Origin of the sequence: Stenotrophomonas sp. NLF4-10 (assembly GCF_022359915.1) — a bacterium.
In the GTDB taxonomy this organism is placed as follows: Bacteria; Pseudomonadota; Gammaproteobacteria; order Xanthomonadales; family Xanthomonadaceae; genus Stenotrophomonas; species Stenotrophomonas daejeonensis.
The window spans coordinates 202,999-227,975 of sequence record NZ_JAKSEE010000003.1 but is presented as its reverse complement, the minus strand read 5'-3'; the positions used below and the strand labels follow the sequence as shown (position 1 = coordinate 227,975).

The window sequence follows — 24,977 nt, the reverse complement described above, 5'->3', positions numbered from 1 at the left end:
CATTGAACGAAACGAAAGGCCCGGCAATGCCGGGCCTTTCGCATTCATCTGGAAGGGTTGCCGCGCCGCGTAGGTGCGGGGCTTGCCCCGCACGGGGCATTCCCCGCATCCTGTTGCGGATCAGCGGTTCAGGCGCTGCAACAGGCGCGCGCGCAGTTCGCGGGCCAGGCGCTGGTCGATGTCGCCGAGCATGCCGCGCGCGGCTTCGGGGATGTGCGCGGCGGTATCCGCGTCGGCGTCGAACACGTAGTGGTCGAAGATGCCGCACCAGATTTCGCGTTGCGCCGGCGGCAGGTCGCGCACGCTCAGGATCGCGGCCATCAGCGCGTTCATCGGCGTGTCCATCCAGGCCGGCGACTGCCGCCACCAGTAGTTGACCAGCACGTTGAAGTCGTCCAGCGCCTCCATGTGGTGCCACCACATGCTCGGGATCAGCACCGCGTCGCCCGGTGCCAGCTCGGCCACGCGGGCATGGCGCATCGCCTCGGCGTAGCGCGGGAAACGCGCCAGGTCCGGCGCGGCCGGGTCGACCAGGCTCACCGGCTGCCCGGCCGGGGTCAGCTCCAGCGGGCCGACGTAGAGGTTGGGCAGTTGCTGCGGCGGGAACAGGGTGACCCGACGGTGGCCGGCGACCACGCAGGCGATGTTGTCCGGCAGGTCCTGGTGGGTCGGGATGCGGGTGCGGTTGCCGACCCAGGCGCTGGCCAGCGGCTGCAGCTCGCCGAAGCCCAGGTCGTTGTCGGCGCGGAAGCCGGGCAGGCAGGCATCGACGGCCACCGAGCCCATGTACAGCGTGGTCCCGTCGCCGGGCCGCTGCAGCCGGTCCAGCAGCGCCGCCAGCGACGCGCGTTCGTGGCGGAAGCCCAGCCCGAGCATGTCGTCGCGGTAGAAGATGCGGCCGCCGCATTCGGGCGGGGCCAGGGTCACCATTGCCGGTGCGGCGCTGGCGAAGCGCTGCAGGTAGGCGATGGCCTCCGAGGCCGAAGCGGCGCCGGCCCGGCTGATCGGCCAGTGCGCGGTCAGCCCGCGCAGGACGCAGGGCTGGTCGCGGCGCAGCAACGCCTCGGGCAAGGCGGCCGGGTCGATGCCGGCGACTTCCTCGATCGGGGCGGCGGCCTCAGGCATGGCGGCGGTTGGCCCGTTCGATCAGCCCGCGCAGCTGCGACAGCGAGGCCATCGCCATGTGGATCGCTTCCAGGTGGCCGCTGCGCGCCAGTTCCGCCAGCGCGTCGCCGTCGAGCTGGCGCAGGCGTTCCTCGGCGATGGTGTGCAGGCCGCCGAGGCGGTGGCGGGAGCCGTCGTCGAGCTGCACGTCGAGCGTGAACGGCTCCAGCAGCTCGTGCCGCAGCAGTGCCTGGCCGAAGCCGGCGTTGCCGGCCATGCCGTCGTGCAGGCTGTGCAGCAGCGAGGCCATGTGCTGCAGGAATGGGGTGGTGCCGCCGAATTCGAGGAACAGCGGCTGGCCGAGCGCCGGGTCGCGGCTGACCCGGGGGTGGTCCAGGTCGATGTGGACCATCGGTTCGCCGTCGGCGACGCCGATGAAGAACGGTTGCCGTGCGATCGCCAGCGGCAGGCAGGGAGCGTCCCAGCGCTCGCCGTCCAGGTACAGGTTCTGGTTCTGTCGCAGGCCCAGCAGCACCAGCGGCTGCACCTGGCCGTCGCCGCTCCTGTCGAAGGCGATGGGGTAGTAGGCCTGCAGTTCGCGGAACTCGCCGGGGAAGGTCGGCACCGCGGCGACGTCGTCGCCCCAGGCCGCGCCACGCGTGGTGATCACCCGCAGGTCGGCATGGTCGATGTTGTTGAGCAGGACGGGATTGGACATTGCGGTGGTGCCACCGGATAGGTGTCGGGACTTGGACCTGCAAGCGCCTCTCCTTGCGGAAGAAGAGGCGAGGGCAGGGGCGAAGCCTCGCGATGTTCGATCGCGCGAGGCTTCGCCCATGCACTCGTGCCCATGCGGGCGGGGAAGGAAGGGCGGATGCCATCTTGCCCGAAAAAAACCGGGCCGCCGAAGGAGAGCGTTCGGCGGCCCGATGCCGCCGCCGTGCCGGGAGGGACACGGCGGCAGGTTGCCACGAGATGGCCGGTCAGAACTTGTAGCGCAGGCCGAACATGTAGCGCGGCCCCAGCTGGGTGATGTTGTGCAGCTGGTGCGAGTTGCGACCGCGGCTCCTGAAGTAGGAGTCGGTGAGGTTGATGCCTTCCAGCGACAGCGTGAGGTTGTCGGTGACCTGGTAGCTGACGTTCATGTCCACCTGGCCGTAGGCCTCCACGTAGGTGGGCGTGGTGCCCAGCCCGGCCAGGAACTTGTCGCGCCAGTTGTAGGCCGCGCGCACCTGCCACGGGCCCTTGTCGTAGAACGCGACGAAGTTGGCGGTGTCGCTCAGGCCGGTCATGGCGAACTGGGTGTCCAGCGACGCCACGTCGTAGGTCAGGCCCGAATCGACCATCGTGTAGTTGGCCGCCAGGCCGAAGCCGCTCTCGCCGAACATGTGCTGGATGTTGAACTCCCAGCCGTCCAGCGAATCGGAACGGTTGTTGACCGGCACGCTCATCTTGACCTGCAGCACCGGGTCGCTGTCCAGGCCGCTGATGGTCCCCGACGCCGCGTCCACGCCGGGCTGGCCGTCGAAGTTGGCGAAGATGTAGTCGCGGATGCAGACGCGGTTGGTGGCCGCGCAGCCGCCCGAGATCGCCGCGTTCCAATAGGCGCCGCCGGCCGGCGTGTGCAGGTCCGGATACGGCGACTGGGTAGTGGTCTGGGTGGCGATGAAGTTGTCGATCTTCTTGTGGAAGTAGCCCACCGACAGGTAGCTGGCGTCGCTGTAGTACCACTCGAAGGACAGGTCGATGTTGCGCGATTCCAGCGGCTTCAGTGCCGGGTCGCCGGCACCGCCGGAGCCGAAGTCGAAGCGGGCCTGGTCGGCGACGCGGGCGGCAGGGTTCATGTCACCCCATTGCGGGCGGCCGATGGTCTCGCCGTAGCTGGCGCGCAGCTTCATGCTGTCGTTGAGCTCGACGGCCATGTCCAGGTTGGGCAGGAAGTAGTCGTACTTGCCGCCCAGGGTGCGGAACTCCGAGCCCGAATAGGCGACGACGAACTCGTTCTCCGAGATCCAGCGGATGCCGGCCGGCGCCGGCTGCTGCGCGGTGGCCTCGACCTCGGTCTTCTCCCAGCGCACGCCCGCGGCGATGTCCACCGGCAGGCCCCAGTCGAAGGTGTTGCTCCACTGCAGGTACAGGCTCTTGGACTTCTCGCGGACGCGGCTGTCGTAGTTGGTGCGGGTCGGCTCGACGCTGCCCGGCACCTGGGTGCCGGCGAAGCTGGTGTCCCAGGCCGGCAGGTAGTCGGCGGCCACGCCGCGGCCGGCGTTCACCCACGCTTGGGTCGCCAGCTGGTGCAGCGTGGCGAAGTCGTACATGAAGATGCCGTCGGTGAAGTTCGGGTCGTTGTGGCCCGAGAAGCTCTTGAAGAAGTTGCCCAGGTTGTATAGCGGCCACACTTCGTCCGGATAGTCGCCGGCATTGGTGGCGCCGCCCCAGGTGTCCAGCTGCACGTGGCTGCCGTACGAATGGTTCTTGTAGTCGGTGGTGGCCAGGCCGAAGTTCAGCTTGGAGTAGTTCTCGAAGCGGAATTCACCGCTGGCCTGCAGCTGGTCGACCTCGGCGCGCTGGTAATTGGCGTCGAAGATCGAGCCGGCGATCATCATCTTCGATGGGTCGGGCTGGGTCAGGCCGTCGGCGAACTCGATGTTGAGGATCGGGAACTTGCCGCTGAAGTCCATGCTGTTGCCGGTGCGGAAGAAGCCCGCGGCGGCCAGCACGTTGTTGTTGCCGTAGGGACTGTCAGGCGAGCTGGTGGCCTTGGAGTGGTGGTAGTCCAGCGCCAGGTCGAAGTTGTCGCGCACGGCCCATTCCACGTTCAGGCCCAGCGAATCGCTCTTGAAGCGGTTGGCGGTGTCCGACGCGCCGTTGGCGAAGTCGGTGACCCACGGGTAGGACTCGTGGTAGGTCAGCGGCGAGGAGCCCGGCGCGTCGGTCCACGAGGTCGCGTCGGGGGTGTAGTTCTGCCACACCGACATGTTGTTGGACTGCGCCTGCACCTTGTTCTGCGCGTAGGTGTAGTCCAGCGTGGTGGTCAGGTTGTCGGTCGGCGCCCATTGCAGGGTCACCTGGCCGTTGGTGCGCTGGCGCTGGAAGCGGTTGATCGTGTACTGCAGGTTCTGCGGCAGCGCGTAGACGTCGTTCGGGCCGGGGCGGTTGACCACGTTCTCCGAACCGGGGGCACCCGGCAGCGGCAGGTTGGAACCGCTGCCTTCGCCGTCGGCGCGCGGGGTGTCGATGAACGAGCGCCAGCCGCCCGGCACGCTGGCCGAGGCCGAGCCGGACTCGCGCTCCTGGTAGCTGGCGCTGACCGCCACGCCGAAGCGGCCGTCGGCCGAGGTGGTGCTGAAGATGCCCGACAGTTCCGGGGTCACCGTATCGCCGCGCAGGTGCTTGGGCAGGTCGTCGTCGGAGGTGTCCCACACGCCCTTCATGCCGACGCTGGCGCGGGTGCCGGGGTTGTCCAGCGGCCGCGCGGTCTTGATGTTGATGGTGGCGCCGAGGCCACCGGCCGGCGCGTCGGCGCGGCTGGTCTTGTAGACCTCCACCGCCGAGACCGCCTCGGAGGCGAGGTTGCCGAAGTCGAACGCGCGGCCGCCGGTGACGGTGGGCATCTGCCGGCCGTTGAGCAGCACCAGGTTGAAGTCGGGGCCGATGCCGCGCACCGTCACCTTCGAGCCTTCGCCGTTGTCACGGTCGATCGACACGCCGGAGATGCGCTGCAGCGACTCGGCCAGGTTGGTGTCGGGGAACTTGCCGATGTCCTCGGAGACGATGCCGTCGACGACGCCGGTGGCATCGCGCTTGAGGTTCATCGACGACTGCAGGCTGCTGCGGATGCCGGTGACGACGATGGTGTCCAGGTCGGTGGCCTGGGGCTCGGACGCGCCGGCCTGGTCGCCCGCCGCGTCCTGGGCCAGGACGGGCGAAGCGAATGCAAGCAGCAGCGCGGAGGTCAACAAACGCCGTTTCGGCGCAACACGTGACTGACTCATGAATTTTCCCTCCCCGGGAATTCAAATGGATTCAGTGGTTCTTTGAAGTTGTGTTTTTCGATGTCGTGTTTTCGATGAAGCCCAGCCGGTGGCGGCTGGCGGTTGGATTGGAATGCAATTTGACAGCGTTGTCAAAATTGGCTGGATGGATAGCACCTGCAACTATTCAAGTTATTGAAAATAAAGAAAAATGCTGTTTTTGCGACGCAGCAGGATGAATCGGCGCCGGGTGCGGCGGCATGACAGCGGAAGCAATTGCGGTGCGGGCCGTCCGACCCGCATGGGGCGTTACCGGGGAAGCCCGTGCCGGGCAAGCCCGGCACCTACGGGGGCGGTAGGGTCGGCAAGGACGAAGGCAGGGCAGGCCTCGTGCCGTGGTGGACTCAGGCGGGTGCCGGGCCGGTGGAGCGGCGGACCTGCAGCGTATAGAGCACGTCGACCACGCCGCCGCTGCCCATCTCGCGGATTTCCTTTATCAGTTCCAGCCCCGCGAGCCGACCCATCTCGCGCGTGGGCTGCCGCACCGTGGTCATCGCCGGGTAGATCTGGCGGGAGATCGGCGTGTCGTCGAAGCCGCAGACCGAGACGTCGCCCGGCACGGAGAGGCCGCGCTCGCAGACGGCGCTGATGACGCCGGCGGCCATGTCGTCGTTGGCGGCGAAGATGGCGGTGGGCCGCTCGGGCAGGTCCAGCAGGAGGTTGGCGCCGGCGTAGCCCGATTCGTAGGAGAACTCGCCGTCGATCACCAGCGAGCCGTCGTAGCGCAGCCCGGCGCGGCGCAGGCCCTCGCGGTAGCCGGCCAGGCGCCACATGCTGGCGCCGTGCGCGGCGTGGCCCTTGATGTGGGCGATGCGGGTGTGGCCGAGCGAGGCCAGGTGCGCCATCAGCGCGCAGACCGCGCCGATCTCGTCGACGACCACGCCGACGTGGCGGTTCTGTTCCTTGGCCGAGATGCTCGAATGGGGAATGCCCAAGGCGACGAGCCGTTCCAGCAGCGCGGTGTCGTCGGTGAGCGGCGGGGTGAGCACGATGCCATCCAGCTGCGACTGCATGATCAGCGACTCGACCTTGTCCACGATGTCGCCGGCGTCGTAGACCAGCGGCGCCAGCATCAGGTTGTAGTGCTGCGCCTGGCAGGCGTCGAGCACGCCCAGCTCGATCTCCATCAGGTAGTTGGAGGAGGGGTTGTCGAACAGCATCGCCACCAGGTACGAGCGCCGCCCGGCCAGCGTCCGCGCCGAGGGCAACGGGCGGTAGCGCAGCTTCTCCACCGCCGCCTCGACCAGCTTGCGGGTACGCTCGGACACGTTGGGCTCGTGGTTGAGCACCCGCGAGACGGTCTTCATCGATACACCGGCCATTGCCGCCACGTCCTCGATGCGCACGCGCCCGGCCTTGCCTGCCGATGCTTGCGTGGGTTCAGCCACCGCCCGATTCTTGCCAGTCATGTCGTTTCCGGTTCCCGCCAGGCCCGTGCCATCGCACCTGGATACAGGTGCAACTCTATCCGCATGCGGCATGCCGCTGTGCAGCAAGCCATCGTGGCGGACTGGCGCTATTCTGCCTGCTGCCTGACAACGCTGTCATGGTGTCCTGCACAAAATCGTGCATTTCCCGTCCTCCCGTCCAGGAAGCCCGTCGCCCATGAAGCCTCGCCTCCCGCACCCCCGCCCGTCCGTCCCCGGCCGCCGCCTGCGCCCGCTTTCGCTGTGCGCCGCGCTGGCACTGGCCTGCATGCCGGCTCTCGCTCCGCCGCCCGTTTCCGCCGCCGAAGCCGGCGTCGGTTCGATCGATCCGGTGCACTGGCCGCAACCGGCGTGGCCGCTGGCCGCGGACCCGGCACTGGAGCGGCGCATCGATGCACTGATGGCCACGATGACGCTGGAAGAAAAGGTCGGCCAGATCGTGCAGGGCGACATCGCCAGCATCACTCCCGATGACGTGCGCAAGTACCGGCTCGGCTCGATCCTGGCCGGCGGCGGCTCCGACCCCGGCGGCAGGTACAACGCCCCGCCCAAGGACTGGCTGGCGCTGGCCGACGCGTTCTGGGAAGCGTCGATGGATACCCGCGGCGGCGGCAAGGCGATCCCGATCATCTGGGGCATCGACGCCATGCACGGCCAGAGCAACGTGGTCGGCGCCACCCTGTTCCCGCACAACGTCGGCCTCGGCGCCACCCGCGACCCGGAGCTGCTGCGCGAGATCGCCCGCATCACCGCCATCGAAACCCGCACCACCGGCATGGAATGGACCTTCGCGCCGACCGTGGCGGTGCCGCAGGACGACCGCTGGGGCCGTGCCTACGAAGGCTATTCGGAGGATCCGGCGCTGGTGGCCAGCTACGCCGGCGTGTTCGTGGAAGGGCTGCAAGGCAAGGCCGGCGCGCCGGATTTCCTCGACGACCACCACGTGATGACCACGGTCAAGCACTTCCTCGGCGACGGCGGCACCGACAACGGCAAGGACCAGGGCGACACCACGGTCAGCGAAGCGCAGCTGCGCGACATCCACGCCGCCGGCTACGTGCCGGCGGTCGCCGCCGGTGCGCAGTCGGTGATGGCCTCGTTCAACAGCTTCCACGGCGAGAAGATGCACGGCCACAAGCCGCTGCTGACCGACGTGCTCAAAGAACGCATGCACTTCGGCGGCTTCGTCGTCGGCGACTGGAACGGCCACGGCCAGGTCAAGGGCTGCAGCAACACCGACTGCGCGCAGACCTACATCGCCGGGCTGGACATGGCGATGGCGCCGGACAGCTGGAAGGGCATGTACGAAAGCACCCTGGCCCACGCCAAGGACGGGACGTTGCCGATGGCGCGGCTGGACGACGCGGTGCGCCGCATCCTGCGCGCCAAGTTCCGCATGGGCCTGTTCGAGAAGCCCCGGCCCTCGGCGCGCGCACTGGGCGGCAAGTTCGAGCTGCTGGGCGCGCCGGAACACCGCGCGGTGGCGCGGCAGGCGGTGCGCGAATCGCTGGTGCTGCTGAAGAACCAGGGTGGCGTGCTGCCGCTGGCGCCGAAGCAGCATGTGCTGGTGGCCGGCGACGGCGCCGACAACATGGCCAAGCAGGCCGGCGGCTGGACCCTGACCTGGCAGGGCGACGGCACCAAGCGCGCCGACTTCCCCAATGCCGACACCATCTGGGACGGCATGAAGGCACAGGTGGAAGCGGCCGGCGGCAAGGCCGAACTGGCCGTCGATGGCGCCTACAAGAGCAAGCCGGACGTGGCGGTGGTGGTGTTCGGCGAGGAACCCTACGCCGAGTTCCAGGGCGACCTGCCCGACCTGATGTTCAAGGGCGGCAAGTCCGGCGACCTCGAACTGCTCCGCAGGCTCAAGGCCGACGGCATCCCGGTGGTGGCGGTGTTCCTCAGCGGCCGCCCGTTGTGGATGAACCGCGAGATCAACGCCGCCGACGCCTTCGTCGCCGCATGGCTGCCCGGTTCTGAAGGCGCCGGCGTCGCCGACGTACTGCTGCGCAAGCCCGACGGCAGCGTGCAGCACGACTTCCACGGCAAGCTGAGCTTCTCCTGGCCGCGCCGCGCCGACCAGTACGCCAACAACGTCGGCCAGAAGGACTACGACCCGCAGTTCGCCTACGGCTACGGCCTGACCTATGCCGACGACGGCAACCTGCCGGCGCTGTCCGAAGACCCGGGCATCGACCCCAATGCCTCGCGCACCAGCACCTGGTTCGACCGCGGCGTGGCCACCACCGGCCTGACCCTGCGCCTGACCGGCGCCGACGGCGAGGCGATGGACGTCGTGCATCCCAACGTCGTCACCACCGATGGTTCGGTGACGATGGCCGCGGTCAACACCGAGGTGCAGGAAGGCGCGCGCCAGTTCGACTTCAAGGGCGCAGGCGTCGTCGAGTTGCGCTCGAACACGCCGCTGGACCTGGTGCGCGAAACCAACGGCGACGTGCTGGTGATCGCCAACGTGCGGGTCGATGCATTGCCGGCCGGCGCGCAGGTGGGCTACGTCGCCAGCTGCGGCGAAGGCTGCCGCGGCGAACTGGCCATCGGCGAGGCGCTGGCGCAACTGCCGCGCGGCGAATGGGCGCGGCTGGGCGTGCCGCTCAAGTGCCTGCGCGGCGCCGGCATCGACACCGGCAAGCTGGACATGCCGTTCGCCCTGCGCGGCAGCGACGGCCTGCGCCTGTCGCTGGCCAAGGTGAGCATCGGCACCGACTACGAGCGCAAGGTCGAGTGCCCGGCGCCGTGATCCCGCGGCCGCTGCTGCTGGCGGCGGCCCTCCTGTCCGTTGGCGGTGCGCAGGCGTCGCCAACGGGTTGGGAGCTGGTCTGGCAGGACGAGTTCGACGGCACCAGCATCGACCCGGCGAAATGGGAGCTGGAGGACAACTGCTGGGGCGGCGGCAACCACGAACGGCAGTGCTATACCCCGCGCCGCGACCGCGAACCGGGCGCCAACGCCTGGCTCGCCGACGGCCTGCTGCACATCGCCGCCCGCCGCGAGGACTGGGCCGGGCCAGCGTCGCCGGACGGCCGTGGCGATGCCACCGCCACGCTGCCGTACACCTCGGCGCGGCTGCGCACCAAGGGCCGGCAGGCGTGGACGTTCGGCCGCTTCGAGATCCGTGCCAAGCTGCCGGCCGGGCAGGGCAGCTGGCCGGCCATCTGGATGCTGCCCACCGGTTCGCCCTACGGCGGCTGGGCCGCTTCCGGCGAGATCGACATCATGGAAGCGGTGAATCTGGGCTCCCCTTCGGACATGTCCGGCGCCGCCCCCGGCACCCCGGAAACGCGGGTGCACGGCACGTTGCACTACGGTCGCCGACCACCCGGCAACGTGCATGCCGGCACGTGGTACGCATTGCCCGATGGCGCCAACCCGGCCGACGATTTCCACGTCTACGCGCTGGAATGGGAGCAGGACGAGATCCGCTGGTACGTCGATGGCGTGCACTACGCCAGCCAGCACGCCGGACACTGGTATTCGCAGCGGCAGGACGCGCAGGGCAACTGGATCGACGCCCCGCCCGGCGCCCCGTTCGACGTCGCCTCGAAGTTCCACCTGCTGCTCAACCTCGCCGTCGGCGGCGACTGGGCCGGCACGGTCAACGCCACCGGCATCGACCCGCGCGCCTACCCGCAGACGATGCGGGTGGACTATGTGCGCGTCTACCGCTGCACCGCCGGCCATGCGGACGGCAGCGGTTGCGCCACCCGCGACCCGGCGGCGAAGCAGGTGATTCCCGAAACACCGAAACCGTAGATGCGAGGCTTGCCCCGCACGAGGAGCCAAGATGAAAACCATGCTGATGATGTCCCTGCTGGCGATGGCGTTGCCCGCGCAGGCCGGGGACCGACTGGACCGGACCGGCGAGGCGGTGGTCGTGTACACCACCGCGCAGGGCGCGACGCGGCAAATGGTCCGCAGCCAGGTGGCGGCGCTGTCCGAAGGCCATGCGTTGACCGAAGTGGAAAACTCGGTGTTCGTCGAACCGGGCCGCCGTTTCCAGACATTCCTCGGCATCGGCGGGGCCATCACCGACGCCACCGCCGAAACCTTCGCCAAGCTGGACGACGCGCGCCAGGCGGAGCTGCTGCGCGCCTATTACGATCCCGAGCAGGGCATCGGCTACACGCTGGCGCGCACCACCATCCACAGCTCGGATTTCAGCAGCGGCAGCTACACCTACATCGCCGAAGGCGATGCGTCGCTCGCCAGCTTTTCCGTCGAGCATGACCGCAGGTACCGCATCCCGATGATCAAGCGCGCGATCGCGGCGGCAGGCGGCACGCTGCCGCTGATGGCCAGCCCGTGGAGCGCGCCGGCGTTCATGAAGGACAGCAAGGACATGCTCCACGGCGGCAAGCTGCTGCCGCAGTACGCGGACGCGTGGGCGAAGTACTACGTCAAGTTCCTCGACGCCTACCAGGCCGAGGGCATCCCGGTCTGGGCGATCAGCCTGCAGAACGAGCCGATGGCCAAGCAGACGTGGGAGTCGATGCTGTTCACCGCCGAGGAGGAGCGCGACTTCCTCAAGAACCATCTCGGCCCGACGATCAGGAACAGCAAGCATGCCGACACCAAAATCGTCGTGTGGGACCACAACCGCGACATGATGGTCCACCGTGCCAACGTGATCTTCGGTGACCCGGAGGCGGCACAGTACGCCTGGGGCATGGGCTTCCACTGGTACGAAACCTGGGCCGGCTTCGAGCCCATGTTCGACAACGTGGCGCGCGTGCATGACGCATGGCCGGACAAGGTGCTGTTACTGACCGAAGCGACGGTGGAGAAGTTCGACTGGTCGCAGGTGCAGCGCTGGGCCAACGGCGAGCGCTACGGCACGTCCATCATCCACGACCTCAACAACGGCGCGTCGGCCTGGATCGACTGGAACATGCTGCTCGACGAAACCGGCGGCCCGAACCACGTCGGCAACTACTGCTTCTCGCCGGTCCATGCCGACACCCGCAGCGGCGAGCTGGTCTACACCCCGAGCTACTGGTACATCGGCCATTTCTCGAAGTTCCTGCGCCCGGGCGCGCAGCGCGTGAGCGCGGCCAGCAGCCGCAGCAACCTGTTGGCGACCGCCTTCGTCAATGCGGACGGCACGCTGGCGACGGTGGTGATGAACCCAACCGGGCAGCCGATCACGTACAACTATTACGTGGGAACCGCCTCGACCCGGATCACCATTCCCGCGCACGGCATCCAGACGCTGCTGCGTTGATGGGGCGGGCCGAAATGACCACCTGACCGCTTGCTGGCCAACTACGACATGCCGCTGCCGGATTACGCCCCTGCATGTCGGGTCAAACAACCAGGATCGGCATGTTCGCCAACTACGTGAGCCATTTTCCTTGAGCAGACAGCTCACGGAAGCAGTCTTACGTTTACAACGATGATGCAGATGCTTGCCAATTGCTGACCTGCCAGTAATGCCACCTACATGGTGGTCAATTGCTGCCTGGACCTGAGCTACGGCTACATGACGGCAGTAACGGTATCGTCGATGACGTAATTACTAACGGCATGGATATGTTTATGCGAGTACGACGGAATGCATTCCCCAAGTCAGGGATCGTCTGTAGCCGATGGGAGTGACGTGGTCGGGGCACCTACTTTCACCGTGCCGCGCCGTACTTTCATCCATGTTTCGTCCTGCCACCGTTGGTAGAGCTCGGGATCCCAGTACTTCTTGTCGTATAGGCGGTCGGCCTTGATTGTCCGGCTTGTGCCGCCCTCGAAGTAGGTAATGTCGACGTTGTTGGACATGGAACCGGTCCGGCTGCCGGTCATTGCTCTTTGACCCCGGAGAAGCACCGCAGCAATACGTGGCTTGGCTACTGCATCCCCATATTCGGCGGCAAGTTGTCGTGCCTGCGCTCGTGCAACTTCTTGCTGCTCCAGTGGGAGGGCCGCCCAGTATTGGTCGCGTAACTCCATGAAGAGTGGATAGCCACGTTCGGCAGCCACATCCATCCATGCAAATGCCATTATCTTGTCGGCCGGACGCTCGACGCCAAACCAGTACATTTCTGCCAGATATCCCTGTGCAGGCTTGTCGGCATAACGTGCGGCCAGACGAAAATTCTCCATCGCCTTGTCGGCCTTGCCACGGTGAAGCGCATCCACTCCCCATTGCCGGTACATCATGTCCGGATGGCTATCGAGGAAGCCGGCACCAATCAGTGCGTTGTCGTCCTCGACAGGACCATCGGCGGCCAGCGTCGGTAGACACAGGGGCAGGAATAGCAGAGGCAACAGGCGTAGATACACGTTCAACTTCGGATATCCCCGGGAGGTAACGACAAGATTAGATGGCGGGCAGCACAATGTGAATCCTGGTGCCATCACAGCGGCAACGGCGCCTGCATCGGCTCGATGCGGCCCTCGCCGTGGGTGATCTTCTTGAACTCGGCGCGGCTGACCGACACGTAGCGCTCGTTGCCGCCGATCTCCACCTGCGGCCCGTCCTGCACGGCGAAGCCGTTTTCGTCCACGCGCACGGTCATCGTCGCCTTCTTGCCGCTGTGGCAGATGGTCTTGATCTCCTGCATCTCGTCGGCCCACGCCAGCAGGTACTGGCTGCCCTCGAACAGCTCGCCGCGGAAATCGGTACGCAGCCCGTAGCACAGCACCGGGATGCGCAGTTGATCGACCACCTCGCTCAACTGCCATACCTGCGCCTTGCTCAGGAACTGCGCCTCGTCCACCAGCACGCAGCCGAGCCTGCCATGCGTGGCGATGTCGCCTTCGATTAGTTTCTGCAGGTCGGTGGCATGGTCGAAGGCGGTGGCCTCGGCCTGCAGGCCGATCCGCGAGGCGACGGTGCCGCTGCCGGCACGATGGTCCAGCCGCGGGGTCAGGATCGCCACCCGCATGCCGCGTTCGCGGTAGTTGTGCGCCGACTGCAGCAGGGTGGTGGTCTTCCCGGCGTTCATCGCCGAATAGTAGAAATAGAGCTTGGCCATGACGCATTTTACAGTGGGCTCCGGCGGTCGCGGCCGATGGCTTACACTGCCGCCCTGCGACAGACCCGACCCCATGCTGGACTCCCTCAACCCCCCCCAACGCGCGGCGGTGCTGCACACCGAAGGCCCCCTGCTGGTGCTGGCCGGGGCCGGCAGCGGCAAGACCCGCGTGATCGTGGAGAAGATCGCCCACCTGATCGGCAGTGGCCGCTACCCCGCCCGCCGCATCGCCGCGATCACCTTCACCAACAAGTCGGCCAAGGAAATGCGCGAGCGCGTGGGCAAGCGCCTGCGCGGCGAGCAGGCCGAGGACGTGACGATCTGCACCTTCCACGCGCTGGGCCTGAAGTTCCTGCAGATCGAACACGCGGCGGTGGGGCTGAAGCGCGGCTTCTCGATCTTCGATGCCGACGACGCGGCGGCGCAGGTCAAGGACCTGCTCGGCGGCAGCAACGCAAAGCCCGACGACATCGAGGACATGAAAAACCTGATCTCGCGCGCCAAGAATGCCGGCCTCTCGCCGGAGCAGGCGATGGCGGCGGCGCGCAGCAGCCGCGAGAAGAACGCGGCGATGGTCTACGAGCTGTACCAGGCGCGCCTAACCTCTTTCAACGCGGTGGATTTCGACGACCTGATCCGCCTGCCGGTGCAGGTGCTGGAGGAAAACCCGGACATCGCGCTGGCGTGGCGCGAGCGCATCGGCTACCTGCTGGTGGACGAATGCCAGGACACCAACGACGCGCAATACCGCCTGCTCAAGCAACTGGCCGGCGAGCGCGGCAACTTCACCTGCGTGGGCGACGACGACCAGAGCATCTACGCCTGGCGCGGCGCGAATCCCGAAAATTTGCAGCAGATGGGCCGCGACTACCCGGCCTTGCAGATCATCAAGCTGGAACAGAACTACCGCTGCTCCAATCGCGTGCTGCGTGCAGCCAACGCGCTGATTGCGCACAACCCGCACGAGCACCTGAAGACACTGTGGTCCGACCAGGCCGACGGCGAGCGCATCCGCGTGTGGGAATGCCGCAACAGCGAGCACGAGGCGGAAAAGGTGGCCGCCGAGATCCAGTTTATCGCCACCAGCCGGCGCGTGCCGTGGAGCGATTTCTGCATCCTGTTCCGCGGCAACTTCCAGAGCCGGCCGCTGGAAAAGGCCATGCAACTGGTCGGCGTGCCCTACCACCTCACCGGCGGCACCGTGTTCCTGGAGCGGCAGGAAGTGAAGGACGCGCTGGCGTGGCTGCGGCTGCTGGTGAACCCGGACGACGACGCCGCGTTCATGCGCGCGGTGCAGGCGCCCAAGCGCGACGTCGGCGCCGGCACCCTGGCCAAGCTGGCCGAACTGGCGTCGGAGAAGGGCATGTCGATGGCGCAGGCGGCCGAGACGATGGGCGCACTGGCGCAACTGCCGCCGCGCGCAGCCAACAGCCTGAGCCGCTTCACCGACATCCTGCGCGCGCTGCGCATGGACATGCGCCAGAGTTCCTCCGGCGACCTGGTGCGGCGCGTGGCCAAGGACTCGGGCCTGCTGGCCGAGCTGCGCCACCAGGCCAAGGACACCGCCGGCTACGAGCGCCGCGCCAACAACCTCGAAGAGCTGGCGGCGTGGTTCGAGAACGGCCCGCGTGGCGCCAGCGCCGCCGACATGGCCGCGCAGCTGGCGCTGATCTCGCGCAACGACAAGGACGATGGCGGCAACCAGGTGCGGATGATGACCCTGCATGCGTCCAAGGGCCTGGAGTTCCCCTATGTGTTCATCGTCGGCTGCGAGGACGGCGTGCTGCCGCACCAGGTCAGCCTCGATGAAGGCACGTTGCAGGAAGAACGGCGGCTGCTTTATGTCGGCATCACCCGCGCCAAGATTCAACTGTGGATGAGCTACAGCCGCCTGACCCGCAAGTTCGGCGAGCACGTGCGCCTGAAGCCCAGCCGCTTCTTCGACGAACTGCCGGCGGCGGAGATCCAGCGCGACGGCGCCGACCCGGTGGCCGATGCGGCGCACAAGCAGGAACGCGCGAAGGCGGGGTTGGCGGCAATACAGGCGCTGTTCGACTGAGGTGGAGACGGTGGGGTTCGCGGATGGTGGTGGGGCACGACCCTTGGTCGTGTCGCATTGGCTGCAACCCGCCCGAATGTGCCGACCAACGGTCGGCACCCACCAGCCCCGCCGTTCCCTTGCTGGTGCGATGCTGCACGAAGATGAACGATGACGAGGCGCATGATGCTGATCGAAACCGAACGCCTGCGGCTGCGCCTGCTGCGCGATGACGACGGCGACGCCGCGGCGATGCTGGAGCTGCTCAACGAGCCGGGCTTCCACCGCCATATCGGCGACCGCGGCATCCGCACGCTGGAACAGGCGCGCGAGTGCATCCGCAATGGCCCGATGGTGAGCTACGAGCGGCACGGCTACGGCATGTATGCCATCGAGCGGCGTGGCGATGGCGCGTGGCTGGGCAATGCCGGGCTGGTGCATCGCGCCGCGTTGCCGCACCCGGATATCGGCTATGCACTGCTGGAGCGCCATGCGGGGCAGGGCTATGCGCTGGAAGCGGCGCGCGGATTGTTGGCCCATGCGCGTGGAACGCTCGGATTGGGCCGCCTGTGCGCGATCGTCGCACCTGGCAACGCACGTTCGATCGCGCTGCTGCACAAGCTGGATTTCCGTGCCAACGGTAGTGTCCGCCTGCCCGGCAAGGATGAAACGCTGCTGCTCTACCTCAACAAACCCACAAGCCGGTAGGTCGGGGCTACGTCCCCGACGCGCGGGGTGACGGGATGCAAGCGTCGGGGGTGTAACCCCGACCTACCTTGCTGTGCAGGGGTGATGTAGGAGCGACGTCAGTCGCGACCGGGGCTTTCACGGTAACGTCCCGGTCGCGACTGACGTCGCTCCTAGAAGCGCCAACGCTGCTCAGCCGTCCAGTCGCGCCTGTACCTGCGCCAACTGCTCCTGCAACGCGGATACCGTGGCTTCCAGCTGCTGCACGCGTTCTTCCAATGCGTTGTTGCCGGCCGCCCCGCCAGCCGCCGGGGCGCGATACTGCGCCGCCAGCGCTTCCACATCCACAGGACCACACAAAAGGTGCATGTAACGGTCCTCGCGTTGGCCAGTGGCGCGCGGCAGCTGCACCACCAGTTCGCGCTGGGCCAGCCGGTCGAGCTGGTGGCGCAGGTCCTCGGCGTCGGCGAACTTCGCCATGCGCTCGCTGCGCGCGGCCAGTTCGCCGGCGGTCTGCGGCCCGCGCAGCAGCAACAGGCCGAGCAGCGCCACCTGCTGGCGCGGCAGGTCGAGCTTGTTGCCGGCCAGGTGTTCGTAGCGCTCGGCGCGCGAGGAGAAATGCTGGCGTGCCAGCCCCATCGCCTCCAGTTGGCGCAATGCGTGCTGCACCTTGCCGGCGTCCAGGTTCATCAGCGGGTCGCGCGCGGTCTTCTGGTTGGCGGCCACCTGGGTGGCGTTGACGGTCAGCGGGTAGGCGTCCGGGGTGGTGGCTTCCTTCTCGATCAGGCAGCCCAGCGCGCGTGCCTGCGCGGCGTCGAGGACGGGAATGGCGGGGGAATCGGTCATCGTGTGCACCTGCGTCGCGCGAGGGGGCGCAAGCATAGCCGAGCCGGCCGCGGTGGGGCGGGCAGGCGGGTGAGCCGGTAAACTGCGCGGGTTTTCGTCCTGCCCGGTGCGCCGCATGTCCCGACTCCCGACCTTCTCCCTGCTCGCCGCCGCCATGCTGTCGCTGGCCGCGTGCACCGCTCCCACGCAGCTGACCCGGGGCGGGCCGGACGTCCCGGCCGCGGTGGCCACCAGCGAGGCCGTTCCCGCCGACGACAACCTCAACGCCGTGCTGTGGGTGCAGCGGGCGCAGGAGTACCGCGCCCTGACCACGCAGACCTGGCGCATGGCCGCGGCCACGCTCGACCGCGCCCTGGCCGACCCGCAATGGACCGCGTTGCTGCCCGGCGAAGGCGCCGAGCTGCAGCAGCCCGGCCTGAGGCCGGCGGTGGTCGTCGATGTCGATGAAACCATGCTCGACAACTCCCCCTACCAGGCGCGGCTGGTACTCGATGGCAAGTCGTACAAGGAGGAAAGCTGGGCCGAATGGGTGGCCGAGAAGCGTGCCCGCCCGGTGCCCGGCGCGCTGGAATTCGCCCGTGCGGCCAACGCCCGCGGCGTCACCCTCATCTATATCTCCAACCGCACCGAGCAGATGAAGGCCGACACGCTGGACAACCTGCGCGCGGCCGGCTTCCCGGTGGCCGATGACGGCGTCTATCTCGGCATGGGCGTGGACGTGCCCGGTTGCACCCGGCCGGCCGACGACAAGGGCTGCCGCCGCATCAAGGTCGCCAGCCAGTACCGCGTGCTGATGCAGGTGGGCGACCAGATCACCGATTTCGGCCAGCCGCGCAGCAACGACAACGCCGACCGCGACGCCCTGCTCGCCGGCCACCCGGGCTGGCTCGGCGAGCGCTGGTTCATGCTGCCCAACCCGACCTACGGCGGCTACGAGTCGGCGGCGGTCGGCAACCGCCACGGCCTGTCCGCCGCGCAACGCCGCGCTGCCAAGCACGCCGCGCTGGAGCCGGCGCGATGAACCGCGGCCCGCTGCCGCTGCGCCCCGACGAGCGTTTGATCTTCGCCCTCGACGTGCCCGGCCGTGCCGAGGCGCTGCAATGGGTGGAACGGCTCGGCGATGCGGTGTCGTTCTACAAGATCGGCATGGAGCTGCTGGCCTCGGGCGAATACTTCGAGGTGCTCGAGGAACTCGCCAAACGCGACAATCGCGTGTTCGTCGATCTCAAGTTCTTCGACATTCCCGCCACGATCGCCGGTGTTGTCCGCCGTTTGTCGCAGTGGCCGGTGAGCTACTGCACCATCCACGGCTGGCACCCGGCGATGATGGAAGCGGCCGCGGCCGCCAACGGCTCGGACATGCGCCTGCTGGCGGTGACCGTGCTGACCTCGATGGGCCGCCCCGACCTGGCGCAGATGGGCATCGACCGCGAACCGGTGGACGTGGTGGTCGAACGCGCGCTGGCCGCGCAGCGCGCCGGCATCGACGGGGTGATCGCCTCCGGGCAGGAGGCCGCGCCGATCCGCGCCGCCACCGGCGCCACTTTCTCCATCGTCTGCCCCGGCATCCGCCCCGGCGGTCCGGCCGGCGACGACCAGCAGCGCACCGTGGGCGTGGCGCAGGCATTTGCCGACGGCGCCGACGCCATCGTCGTCGGCCGCCCGATCCGGCTGGCCCCGGACCCGCGTGCGGCGGCGCTGGCGATGCAGCAGGAAATCGCCGCTGCATCAAGTTAAATCAATAACTTGAAGCGAGATTAATGAAGTATTGCTTTAACTGAATCGGGCGCGTAGGCTTGCACCTCGTCCGGTCCTGCCGGCGATGTGCCAACCTGTCCACCGGCCTTGCGCCGGCTTGAGGAGGTCCGCCACCGGCAACGGTGCGGCCTCTTTTTTATGTGACCGGCCACCGGGGGATGCCGCCCCGCGCTTGCCGCTGTCACCCGGCAGGTCGCAAGATGCCCCGGCTCCTGGGGAGGACACCACGCCATGCCACGCCGTTCCCGAACGCGAACCTGTTGCCTGTACCTCGCACTGGCCGCCGCGGCGCTGCTGGCCGCCTCCTGCCGCCACGGCACCGAGGAGCTGCCCGGCGCCGCCAGCCGCCCGGCCACCGCGGTGCGGCAGATGGTCCAGTACCTGCAGGACGACGACCTGGCCGGCTACGCCCGCGCGGCGGTACCGCCGGCGCAGTACGCCGAGCTGGAAACGGCCTGGGCCCAGGGCCACAGCCGCTGGCCGCTGACCGAACTGCCGCTGGACGACAAGCTGCCGGTGCTGCTGGCGATATTGTCGGAAAAGGACGCAGAAACCCGCCTGCAGCGCGCGTTCAAGGCGCAGATCGCCGGGCAGGCCGCCGCCGTGCGCCAAGCCGCGCACTCGCTGGGCCTGTTCGGCGTGCAGTACATCACCTATCAAGGCGACTACAGCGATGCCGAGCGCGCCCACTACGCGCAGCTGGTCACCGCCTTGAGCGCATGGGCGCAGGCGGCGCCGCTGTCCGACCCGAAGCTGGCCGAATCCACCATCGCCACCCTGACCGGTGCCGCCCGCGCCACCGGCCTGGACAGCGAGGACGCCTTCCGCCAGGCCGGGATGACCGCCAGCCTGCAACGGCTGGGGCCGTTCGCCCGTGCCGCCAAGCAGGTGCTGGCCAGCTACGGGCTGGTGCTGGATGACAGCCTGGCGCAGCTGCGCACCGGCCTGGTCGAGGAACGCGGCGACGAAGCCACGGTGCGTGTGCAGTACCCGCTGGCCGGCGAGGAACTGGATTTGCAGGTGCAGGTACAGCGGCGCGAAGGCCGCTGGTACCTGGCGCGGACCCTGGCCGAGGCGGAGGCGGCACTGGCCGCCGCCCGCGCCGCGCAGGCCGCCACCATCGAGGCCACGGCCGAACCGGCGGACAGCGCCACCGGGGCGGCTAAGCCATAATGTCGCGAATGTCGAAACAGAATTCCCGGCCCGAACAGGGCGAACTCCTCCCGCACGACGAGGCCGGTACGCCTGCCGCCGCACCGGCCGCGATCGTGCCGGGCGCGCGCCCGGTGCAGGCCCGTCCCGGCCGCCGCCCGTGGTGGGCGCGCCTGCTCGGCCGCCTGATCGAACCGTGGCTGGGCCTGAAGATCGAACCGGAACAACCGCAGCACGACCCGGCGCAGCCGGTGGTCTACGTGCTGGAGGACTACGGCCTGTCCAACGCGCTGATCCTGGACAAGGCCTGCCGCGACGCCGGCCTGCCGTCGCCGCTGGTGCCGTTGCCGGGCAACCTGACCGGGCGCAAGCGCGCCTACGTGGCGCTGTCGCGGCGTTCCAGCAGCAATGCGCTGATCCCCGAGCAGCGCGGCGCCCGCACCCATTCGGACTCGCTGGCCAAGCTGCTGCAGGCGCACCGCGACAACCCCGCGCTGGACGTGCAGCTGGTGCCGGTGTCGATCTTCGTCGGCCGCGCCCCGGACAAGCAGAGCGGCTGGTTCGCGGTACTGTTCTCGGAGAACTGGGCGCTGGTGGGCCGCTTCCGCCGCCTGCTGGCGGTGCTGCTCAACGGCCGCGACAGCATCGTGCGCTTCGCCGCGCCGGTGTCCCTGCGCGAAACCGTGGACGAGGGGCTGGAGCCCGAGCGCACCGTGCGCAAGCTGCAGCGCGTGCTGCGCACCCACTTCCGCCGCATCCGCGAATCGATCATCGGCCCGGACCTGTCCACCCGCCGCCTGCTGGTGGACAAGGTGCTGGAGGCCGACTCGGTGCGCGAGGCCATCGCCGCGCAGGCCAAGCGCGACAACAGCAAGACCACCGAGGCGTGGAAGAAGGCGCAGGGCTACGCCTGGGAAATCGCCGCCGACTACTCCACTCCGGTGGTGCGCTCGGCCAGCTTCATGCTCAGCCATGTCTGGAACCGCATCTACGCCGGCGTGCTGGTGCACCACCTGGACAAGTTCAAGGAAGCCGCGCCCGGGCACGAGATCGTCTACGTGCCCAGCCACCGCAGCCACATGGACTACCTGCTGCTGAGCTACCTGCTGTACGACCGCGGCATCGTGCCGCCGCATATCTTCGCCGGCATCAACCTCAACCTGCCGGTGGTCGGCACCCTGCTGCGCAAGGGCGGCGCGTTCTTCGCGCGGCGCAGCTTCCGCGGCAACCCGCTGTATTCGGCGGTGTTCTCCGAATACATGGCGCAGCTGGTTTCCGGCGGCTACTCGATCGAATACTTCGTCGAGGGCGGGCGCTCGCGCACCGGCCGCCTGCTGCAGCCCAAGGGCGGGGTGATCTCGATGACCCTGCGCGCCTACCTGCGCCAGCCGCGCAAGCCGGTGCTGTTCCAGCCCATCTACATCGGCTACGAGAAGCTGATGGAAGGCAACAGCTATCTGGACGAACTGTCAGGACGGCCGAAGGAGAAGGAATCGATCTGGTCGCTGCTGTGGGGCATCCCCAAGGTGCTCAAGCAGAACTACGGCCAGGTGGTGGTGAACTTCGGCGAGCCGATCGCGCTCAACGACGTGCTGGCCGAGCATGCCCCCGAGTGGGATGGCCAGCCGGTGCCCGAGGACGAGAAGCCGGCGTGGCTGATGAAGACGGTCGATACGCTGGCGCAGAACATCAACGTGCACGTCAATGCCGCCGCCGACGTCAACCCGATCAACCTGCTGGCGCTGGCCCTGCTGTCCACGCCCAAGCACGCGATGGGCGAGGCCGACCTGATCGCGCAGATCGAGCTGTGCAAGGCGCTGCTGGTGGAGATGCCGTACTCGGACCGGGTCACCGTCACCCCGCACACCCCCGAGCGCATCATCGCCCACGCCGAGGAAATCAACGTCCTCACCCGCATCAAGCACCCGCTGGGCGATGTGCTCAGCGTCAGCGGCGACACCGCGGTGCTGCTGAGCTACTTCCGCAACAACGTGCTGCACCTGTTCACCGCCTCGTCGTGGGTGGCCTGCTGCTTCCAGAACAACCGCCGCATGAGCCGCGCCGGCCTTTTGCGGCTGGGCCGCGGCTTGTACCCGTTCCTGCAGGCCGAGCTGTTCCTGCCGTGGAGCGAGGACCAGTTCGCCGCGCGCATCGAGCAGACCATCGACGTGTTCGTGCGCGAGGGCCTGCTGCAGCAGGTGAACGAGGACGACGGCGGCATGCTCGCGCGCAACACCGGGCAGACCGACGAGGTGTTCCGCCTGCGCGCCATCGGCCACTCGCTGCAACAGGCGTTCGAGCGCTACTACATCGCCATCTCGGTGCTGGTGAAGAACGGCCCCGGTACGCTCGGCGCCGGCGAGCTGGAAAGCCTGTGCCAGCAGGCCGCGCAGCGCCTGAGCCTGCTCTACGCCCCGGCCGCGCCGGAGTTCTTCGACAAGACCCTGTTCCGCAGCTTCATCCAGAAGATGCGCGAACTGCGGCTGGTGTGGCCGGACGAGAACAGCAAGCTGCTGTTCGACGAACGCCTGGACGCCTGGGCCAAGGACGCCAAGTTCATCCTCGGCCGCGAGCTGCGCCACACCATCGAGCGGGTGAGCCCGGAGGCGGTGAAGGCGGAGGAGCCTGCGGCGTAGCCGTGGGGCCATCCCGTAAGCTTGAACACACCCGAATGGCAAAGCACAGGAAGTGGAAGGCGCCATGAACGAGAAAGAGACGAAAGCGAAGACAGCGGCGACGGCAGCGGAAGGGCTACCTACTCTGGAAGGTCCGGTAGTCCGTCGTACCTGGCATCAGGGCCGCTGGTGGTTCGTGGTGGTCGATGTCGTGGCCGCCCTGACCGAATCACCCAGCCCGGATGGCTACCTGCGCGATCTGCGTCGCCGTGACGAGGAGCTTTCCGCAAGCTGGGCGGTGCTGGTCGCGCCATTGCCCGTCACCACCGCTGGCGGCCGGCAGCTGTTGAACTGCGCCACGCTGGAAGGCGTCCTGCGCATCATCCAGTCGATTCCTTCGCCCAAGGCCGAGCCATTCAAATTGTGGCTGGCCAAGGTGGGCAACGAGCGTGTCGAAGAGGCCCGGGCCACGGATTTCGGTGCCCTGAGCGAAGATCAGCGCCGCCTGTTGCTGCGCGGACAGGTGGCGGAGCACAACAAGGATTTGGCTGCCGCAGCCAAACAGGCGGGTGTCGCGACACCGCTGGATTACGCGGTCTTCCAGGATTATGGCTACCGGGGCTTGTATGGTGGCTTGGGAGCGAAGGACATACATGCTCGCAAGGGCCTGAAGAAGAGCCAGAAGATTCTCGATCACATGGGCAGCACCGAACTGGCGGCCAACCTGTTCCGTGCCACACAGGCAGAAGAAAAGCTCAGGCGGGACAACGTGCAGGGCAAGGCTGTCGCAAACCGCACCCATCAGGGCGTGGGCGAAACCATTCGCCGAACCATCCAGGAACTGGGCGGCACCCTACCGGAAGACTTGCCCAGGCCGGAAAAGAGCATCCAGCAGATCCAGAAGGCGGCACCGCCCGTGGTGGGTAAAGGCAGGCCGAAGTAAACGGAAGGCAATAGTCAATGAAATCAGTTGCTTGAGTCAAAGGGGGGGGGCAATTTGCCCCCCCCCCTTTCCGGGCAGGCATGGCCGTTTGCTGGCAGTAGCTCATGCTCATGCTGCAAATTTTGGTTGAGCTCAGGCCGGCTCGTCCGGGATCAGCATGCTTTCCAGCCGGGCGATGCAGTCCTTCAGTTGCAGCTTGCGTTTCTTCAGCCGCTTGGCTTCCAGCTCGTCGTCCGGGTTGGTGGCGAGCTGCGCGATGCGTTCGTCGAGGCTGCGGTGTTCGGTTCGCAGTTCGGCGATGCGTTGGCTGGTTTCGGCGGGCGTTGGGGTTTCCACGGGCGTCGAGCATACACGCTGCCGGCTCGGGTGCGAGAGGAGGTGGCCGCGCCGGTTAGAATGCGTCCGATGAATGCCGTCATCCCCCTTCCCGACCCCGTCCGCAGCGCCCGCGACCCGCGCGCGGCCGAGCGCGAGCAGCACAAGCTGACCAAGCGCCTGCGCCGCCAGGTCGGCCAGGCCATCGCCGATTTCGGCATGATCGAGGCCGGCGACAAGGTGATGGTGTGCCTGTCCGGCGGCAAGGACAGCTACACCCTGCTCGACATCCTGCTGCAGCTGCAGAAGAAGGCGCCGGTGCCGTTCGAGCTGGTGGCGGTGAACCTGGACCAGAAGCAGCCCGGCTTTCCCGAACACGTGCTGCCGGCGTACCTGCGCGACCTCGGTGTGCCGTTCCACATCATCGAGCAGGACACCTATTCGGTGGTCAGCCGGGTGATCCCGGAGGGCAGGACCATGTGTTCGCTGTGCTCGCGCATGCGCCGCGGCGCGCTGTACAGCTATGCCGAGGAGAACGGCTTCACCAGGATCGCGCTGGGCCACCACCGCGACGACATGGTGGCCACGTTCTTCATGAACCTGTTCCACCATGCCAAGCTCTCCGGCATGCCGCCGAAGTTGCGCAGCGACGACGGCAGGCACGTGGTTATCCGCCCGCTGGCCTACGTGCGCGAGAGCGACATCATCGAGTACGCCACTGCGCGCCGCTTCCCGATCATTCCCTGCAACCTGTGCGGCAGCCAGGAGAACCTGCAGCGCAAGCAGGTGGGGCTGATGATGCGGCAGTGGGAGAAGGACCACCCCGGCCGCATCGAGCAGATCTCGCGCGCGCTGGGCGATATTCGTCCTTCGCAGTTGGCCGATCCCAACCTGTTCGACTTCATGGCGCTGGGTCGCCGTGATGATGCGCCGCTGCCGGATGCACGTGCATGGTTGGCTGGCAGTGATACCCAGGTTTCTGAAGCCCCTCTCCCTGCGGGGTGAGAGGGGCAGTTTACGAACCACCGGTTCGTTGCCCCTCGAACGCCCTTGCGCCAGCGCAAGGGCCGGG

Annotated in this window: 19 protein-coding genes; 11 read left to right on the top strand and 8 right to left on the bottom strand. The window is 67.7% G+C overall.

What is annotated here, in order from left to right:
* Positions 1–120: 120 nt before the first annotated feature.
* The 4 genes from MIC98_RS01110 to MIC98_RS01095 all read right to left on the bottom strand — a co-directional run bounded on the left by MIC98_RS01110 (position 121) and on the right by MIC98_RS01095 (position 6,547).
* Positions 121–1,125 carry a cupin-like domain-containing protein gene (locus MIC98_RS01110; protein WP_239734997.1) on the bottom strand — a complete coding sequence of 335 codons (1,005 nt, stop codon included), beginning with the start codon at positions 1,123–1,125 and terminating at the stop codon, positions 121–123.
* Complete coding sequence (locus tag MIC98_RS01105) at positions 1,118–1,822, bottom strand: SapC family protein (RefSeq protein WP_239734996.1); 705 nt, start codon at positions 1,820–1,822, stop codon at positions 1,118–1,120. Before MIC98_RS01105 ends, MIC98_RS01110 begins: the two co-directional genes overlap by 8 nt.
* 265 nt (positions 1,823–2,087) lie before the next feature.
* Positions 2,088–5,099, bottom strand: coding sequence for a TonB-dependent receptor (locus MIC98_RS01100; RefSeq protein WP_239734995.1), 3,012 nt, complete (start codon positions 5,097–5,099; stop codon positions 2,088–2,090).
* Between the two features lie 383 nt (positions 5,100–5,482).
* A complete protein-coding gene (locus MIC98_RS01095) occupies positions 5,483–6,547 on the bottom strand; it encodes a LacI family DNA-binding transcriptional regulator (protein WP_083490013.1) in 1,065 nt (354 codons plus the stop codon).
* Positions 6,548–6,833: 286 nt separating this feature from the next.
* Here MIC98_RS01095 and MIC98_RS01090 point away from each other — a divergent pair, with 286 nt between their 5' ends.
* The 3 genes from MIC98_RS01090 to MIC98_RS01080 all read left to right on the top strand — a co-directional run bounded on the left by MIC98_RS01090 (position 6,834) and on the right by MIC98_RS01080 (position 11,807).
* Positions 6,834–9,326 (top strand): glycoside hydrolase family 3 protein, encoded by a 2,493-nt coding sequence (locus MIC98_RS01090; RefSeq protein ID WP_239737982.1) that lies wholly within the window; start codon positions 6,834–6,836, stop codon positions 9,324–9,326.
* Positions 9,323–10,339, top strand: coding sequence for a glycoside hydrolase family 16 protein (locus tag MIC98_RS01085; protein ID WP_239734994.1), 1,017 nt, complete (start codon positions 9,323–9,325; stop codon positions 10,337–10,339). The genes MIC98_RS01090 and MIC98_RS01085 overlap by 4 nt, the downstream gene beginning before the upstream one ends.
* Positions 10,340–10,403: 64 nt before the next feature.
* Positions 10,404–11,807: a glycoside hydrolase family 30 protein gene (locus MIC98_RS01080; protein ID WP_239737981.1), complete on the top strand. Its 1,404-nt coding sequence runs from the start codon at positions 10,404–10,406 to the stop codon at positions 11,805–11,807.
* 344 nt (positions 11,808–12,151) lie between these two features.
* Here MIC98_RS01080 and MIC98_RS01075 read toward each other — a convergent pair whose 3' ends face one another.
* Both MIC98_RS01075 and MIC98_RS01070 read right to left on the bottom strand, forming a co-directional pair.
* Positions 12,152–12,856, bottom strand: coding sequence for a sel1 repeat family protein (locus tag MIC98_RS01075; RefSeq protein ID WP_239737979.1), 705 nt, complete (start codon positions 12,854–12,856; stop codon positions 12,152–12,154).
* A 74-nt stretch (positions 12,857–12,930) separates the two neighbouring features.
* The gene (locus tag MIC98_RS01070; RefSeq protein ID WP_239734993.1) at positions 12,931–13,551 is read right to left on the bottom strand and encodes a thymidine kinase; all 621 of its coding nucleotides are present in this window, start codon (positions 13,549–13,551) and stop codon (positions 12,931–12,933) included.
* Positions 13,552–13,627: 76 nt separating this feature from the next.
* Between MIC98_RS01070 and MIC98_RS01065 the strand changes: the two genes are divergently transcribed.
* Together MIC98_RS01065 and MIC98_RS01060 are read left to right on the top strand one after the other, a co-directional pair.
* Positions 13,628–15,610 carry a UvrD-helicase domain-containing protein gene (locus tag MIC98_RS01065; RefSeq protein WP_239737976.1) on the top strand — a complete coding sequence of 661 codons (1,983 nt, stop codon included), beginning with the start codon at positions 13,628–13,630 and terminating at the stop codon, positions 15,608–15,610.
* Between the two features lie 162 nt (positions 15,611–15,772).
* Entirely contained in the window at positions 15,773–16,297 is a 525-nt protein-coding gene (locus MIC98_RS01060) for a GNAT family N-acetyltransferase (RefSeq protein ID WP_239734992.1), read from the top strand.
* Positions 16,298–16,468: 171 nt separating this feature from the next.
* Here MIC98_RS01060 and MIC98_RS01055 read toward each other — a convergent pair whose 3' ends face one another.
* Complete coding sequence (locus tag MIC98_RS01055) at positions 16,469–17,122, bottom strand: DUF480 domain-containing protein (protein WP_057640222.1); 654 nt, start codon at positions 17,120–17,122, stop codon at positions 16,469–16,471.
* A gap of 115 nt (positions 17,123–17,237) precedes the next feature.
* Between MIC98_RS01055 and MIC98_RS01050 the strand changes: the two genes are divergently transcribed.
* The 5 genes from MIC98_RS01050 (at position 17,238) to MIC98_RS01030 (ending at position 23,590) form a co-directional block, all read left to right on the top strand.
* On the top strand, positions 17,238–18,143 hold the full coding sequence (locus MIC98_RS01050) for a 5'-nucleotidase, lipoprotein e(P4) family (protein ID WP_239734991.1): 906 nt from the start codon (positions 17,238–17,240) through the stop codon (positions 18,141–18,143).
* Complete coding sequence (pyrF, locus tag MIC98_RS01045) at positions 18,140–18,859, top strand: orotidine-5'-phosphate decarboxylase (RefSeq protein WP_239734990.1); 720 nt, start codon at positions 18,140–18,142, stop codon at positions 18,857–18,859. The genes MIC98_RS01050 and pyrF overlap by 4 nt, the downstream gene beginning before the upstream one ends.
* 252 nt (positions 18,860–19,111) lie before the next feature.
* Positions 19,112–20,053, top strand: coding sequence for a hypothetical protein (locus tag MIC98_RS01040; RefSeq protein WP_239734989.1), 942 nt, complete (start codon positions 19,112–19,114; stop codon positions 20,051–20,053).
* Between the two features lie 8 nt (positions 20,054–20,061).
* Positions 20,062–22,668, top strand: coding sequence for a glycerol-3-phosphate 1-O-acyltransferase PlsB (gene plsB, locus MIC98_RS01035; protein ID WP_239734988.1), 2,607 nt, complete (start codon positions 20,062–20,064; stop codon positions 22,666–22,668).
* A 64-nt stretch (positions 22,669–22,732) separates the two neighbouring features.
* A complete protein-coding gene (locus MIC98_RS01030) occupies positions 22,733–23,590 on the top strand; it encodes a BRO family protein (protein ID WP_239734987.1) in 858 nt (285 codons plus the stop codon).
* A 132-nt stretch (positions 23,591–23,722) separates the two neighbouring features.
* Here the strand turns inward: MIC98_RS01030 and MIC98_RS01025 are convergent, their stop codons facing one another.
* Positions 23,723–23,926, bottom strand: coding sequence for a YdcH family protein (locus tag MIC98_RS01025; protein WP_239734986.1), 204 nt, complete (start codon positions 23,924–23,926; stop codon positions 23,723–23,725).
* Positions 23,927–23,986: 60 nt separating this feature from the next.
* On the opposite strand from MIC98_RS01025, the gene ttcA reads away from it, so the two are divergent.
* Positions 23,987–24,910, top strand: coding sequence for a tRNA 2-thiocytidine(32) synthetase TtcA (gene ttcA, locus MIC98_RS01020; protein ID WP_239734985.1), 924 nt, complete (start codon positions 23,987–23,989; stop codon positions 24,908–24,910).
* Positions 24,911–24,977 lie beyond the last annotated feature (67 nt).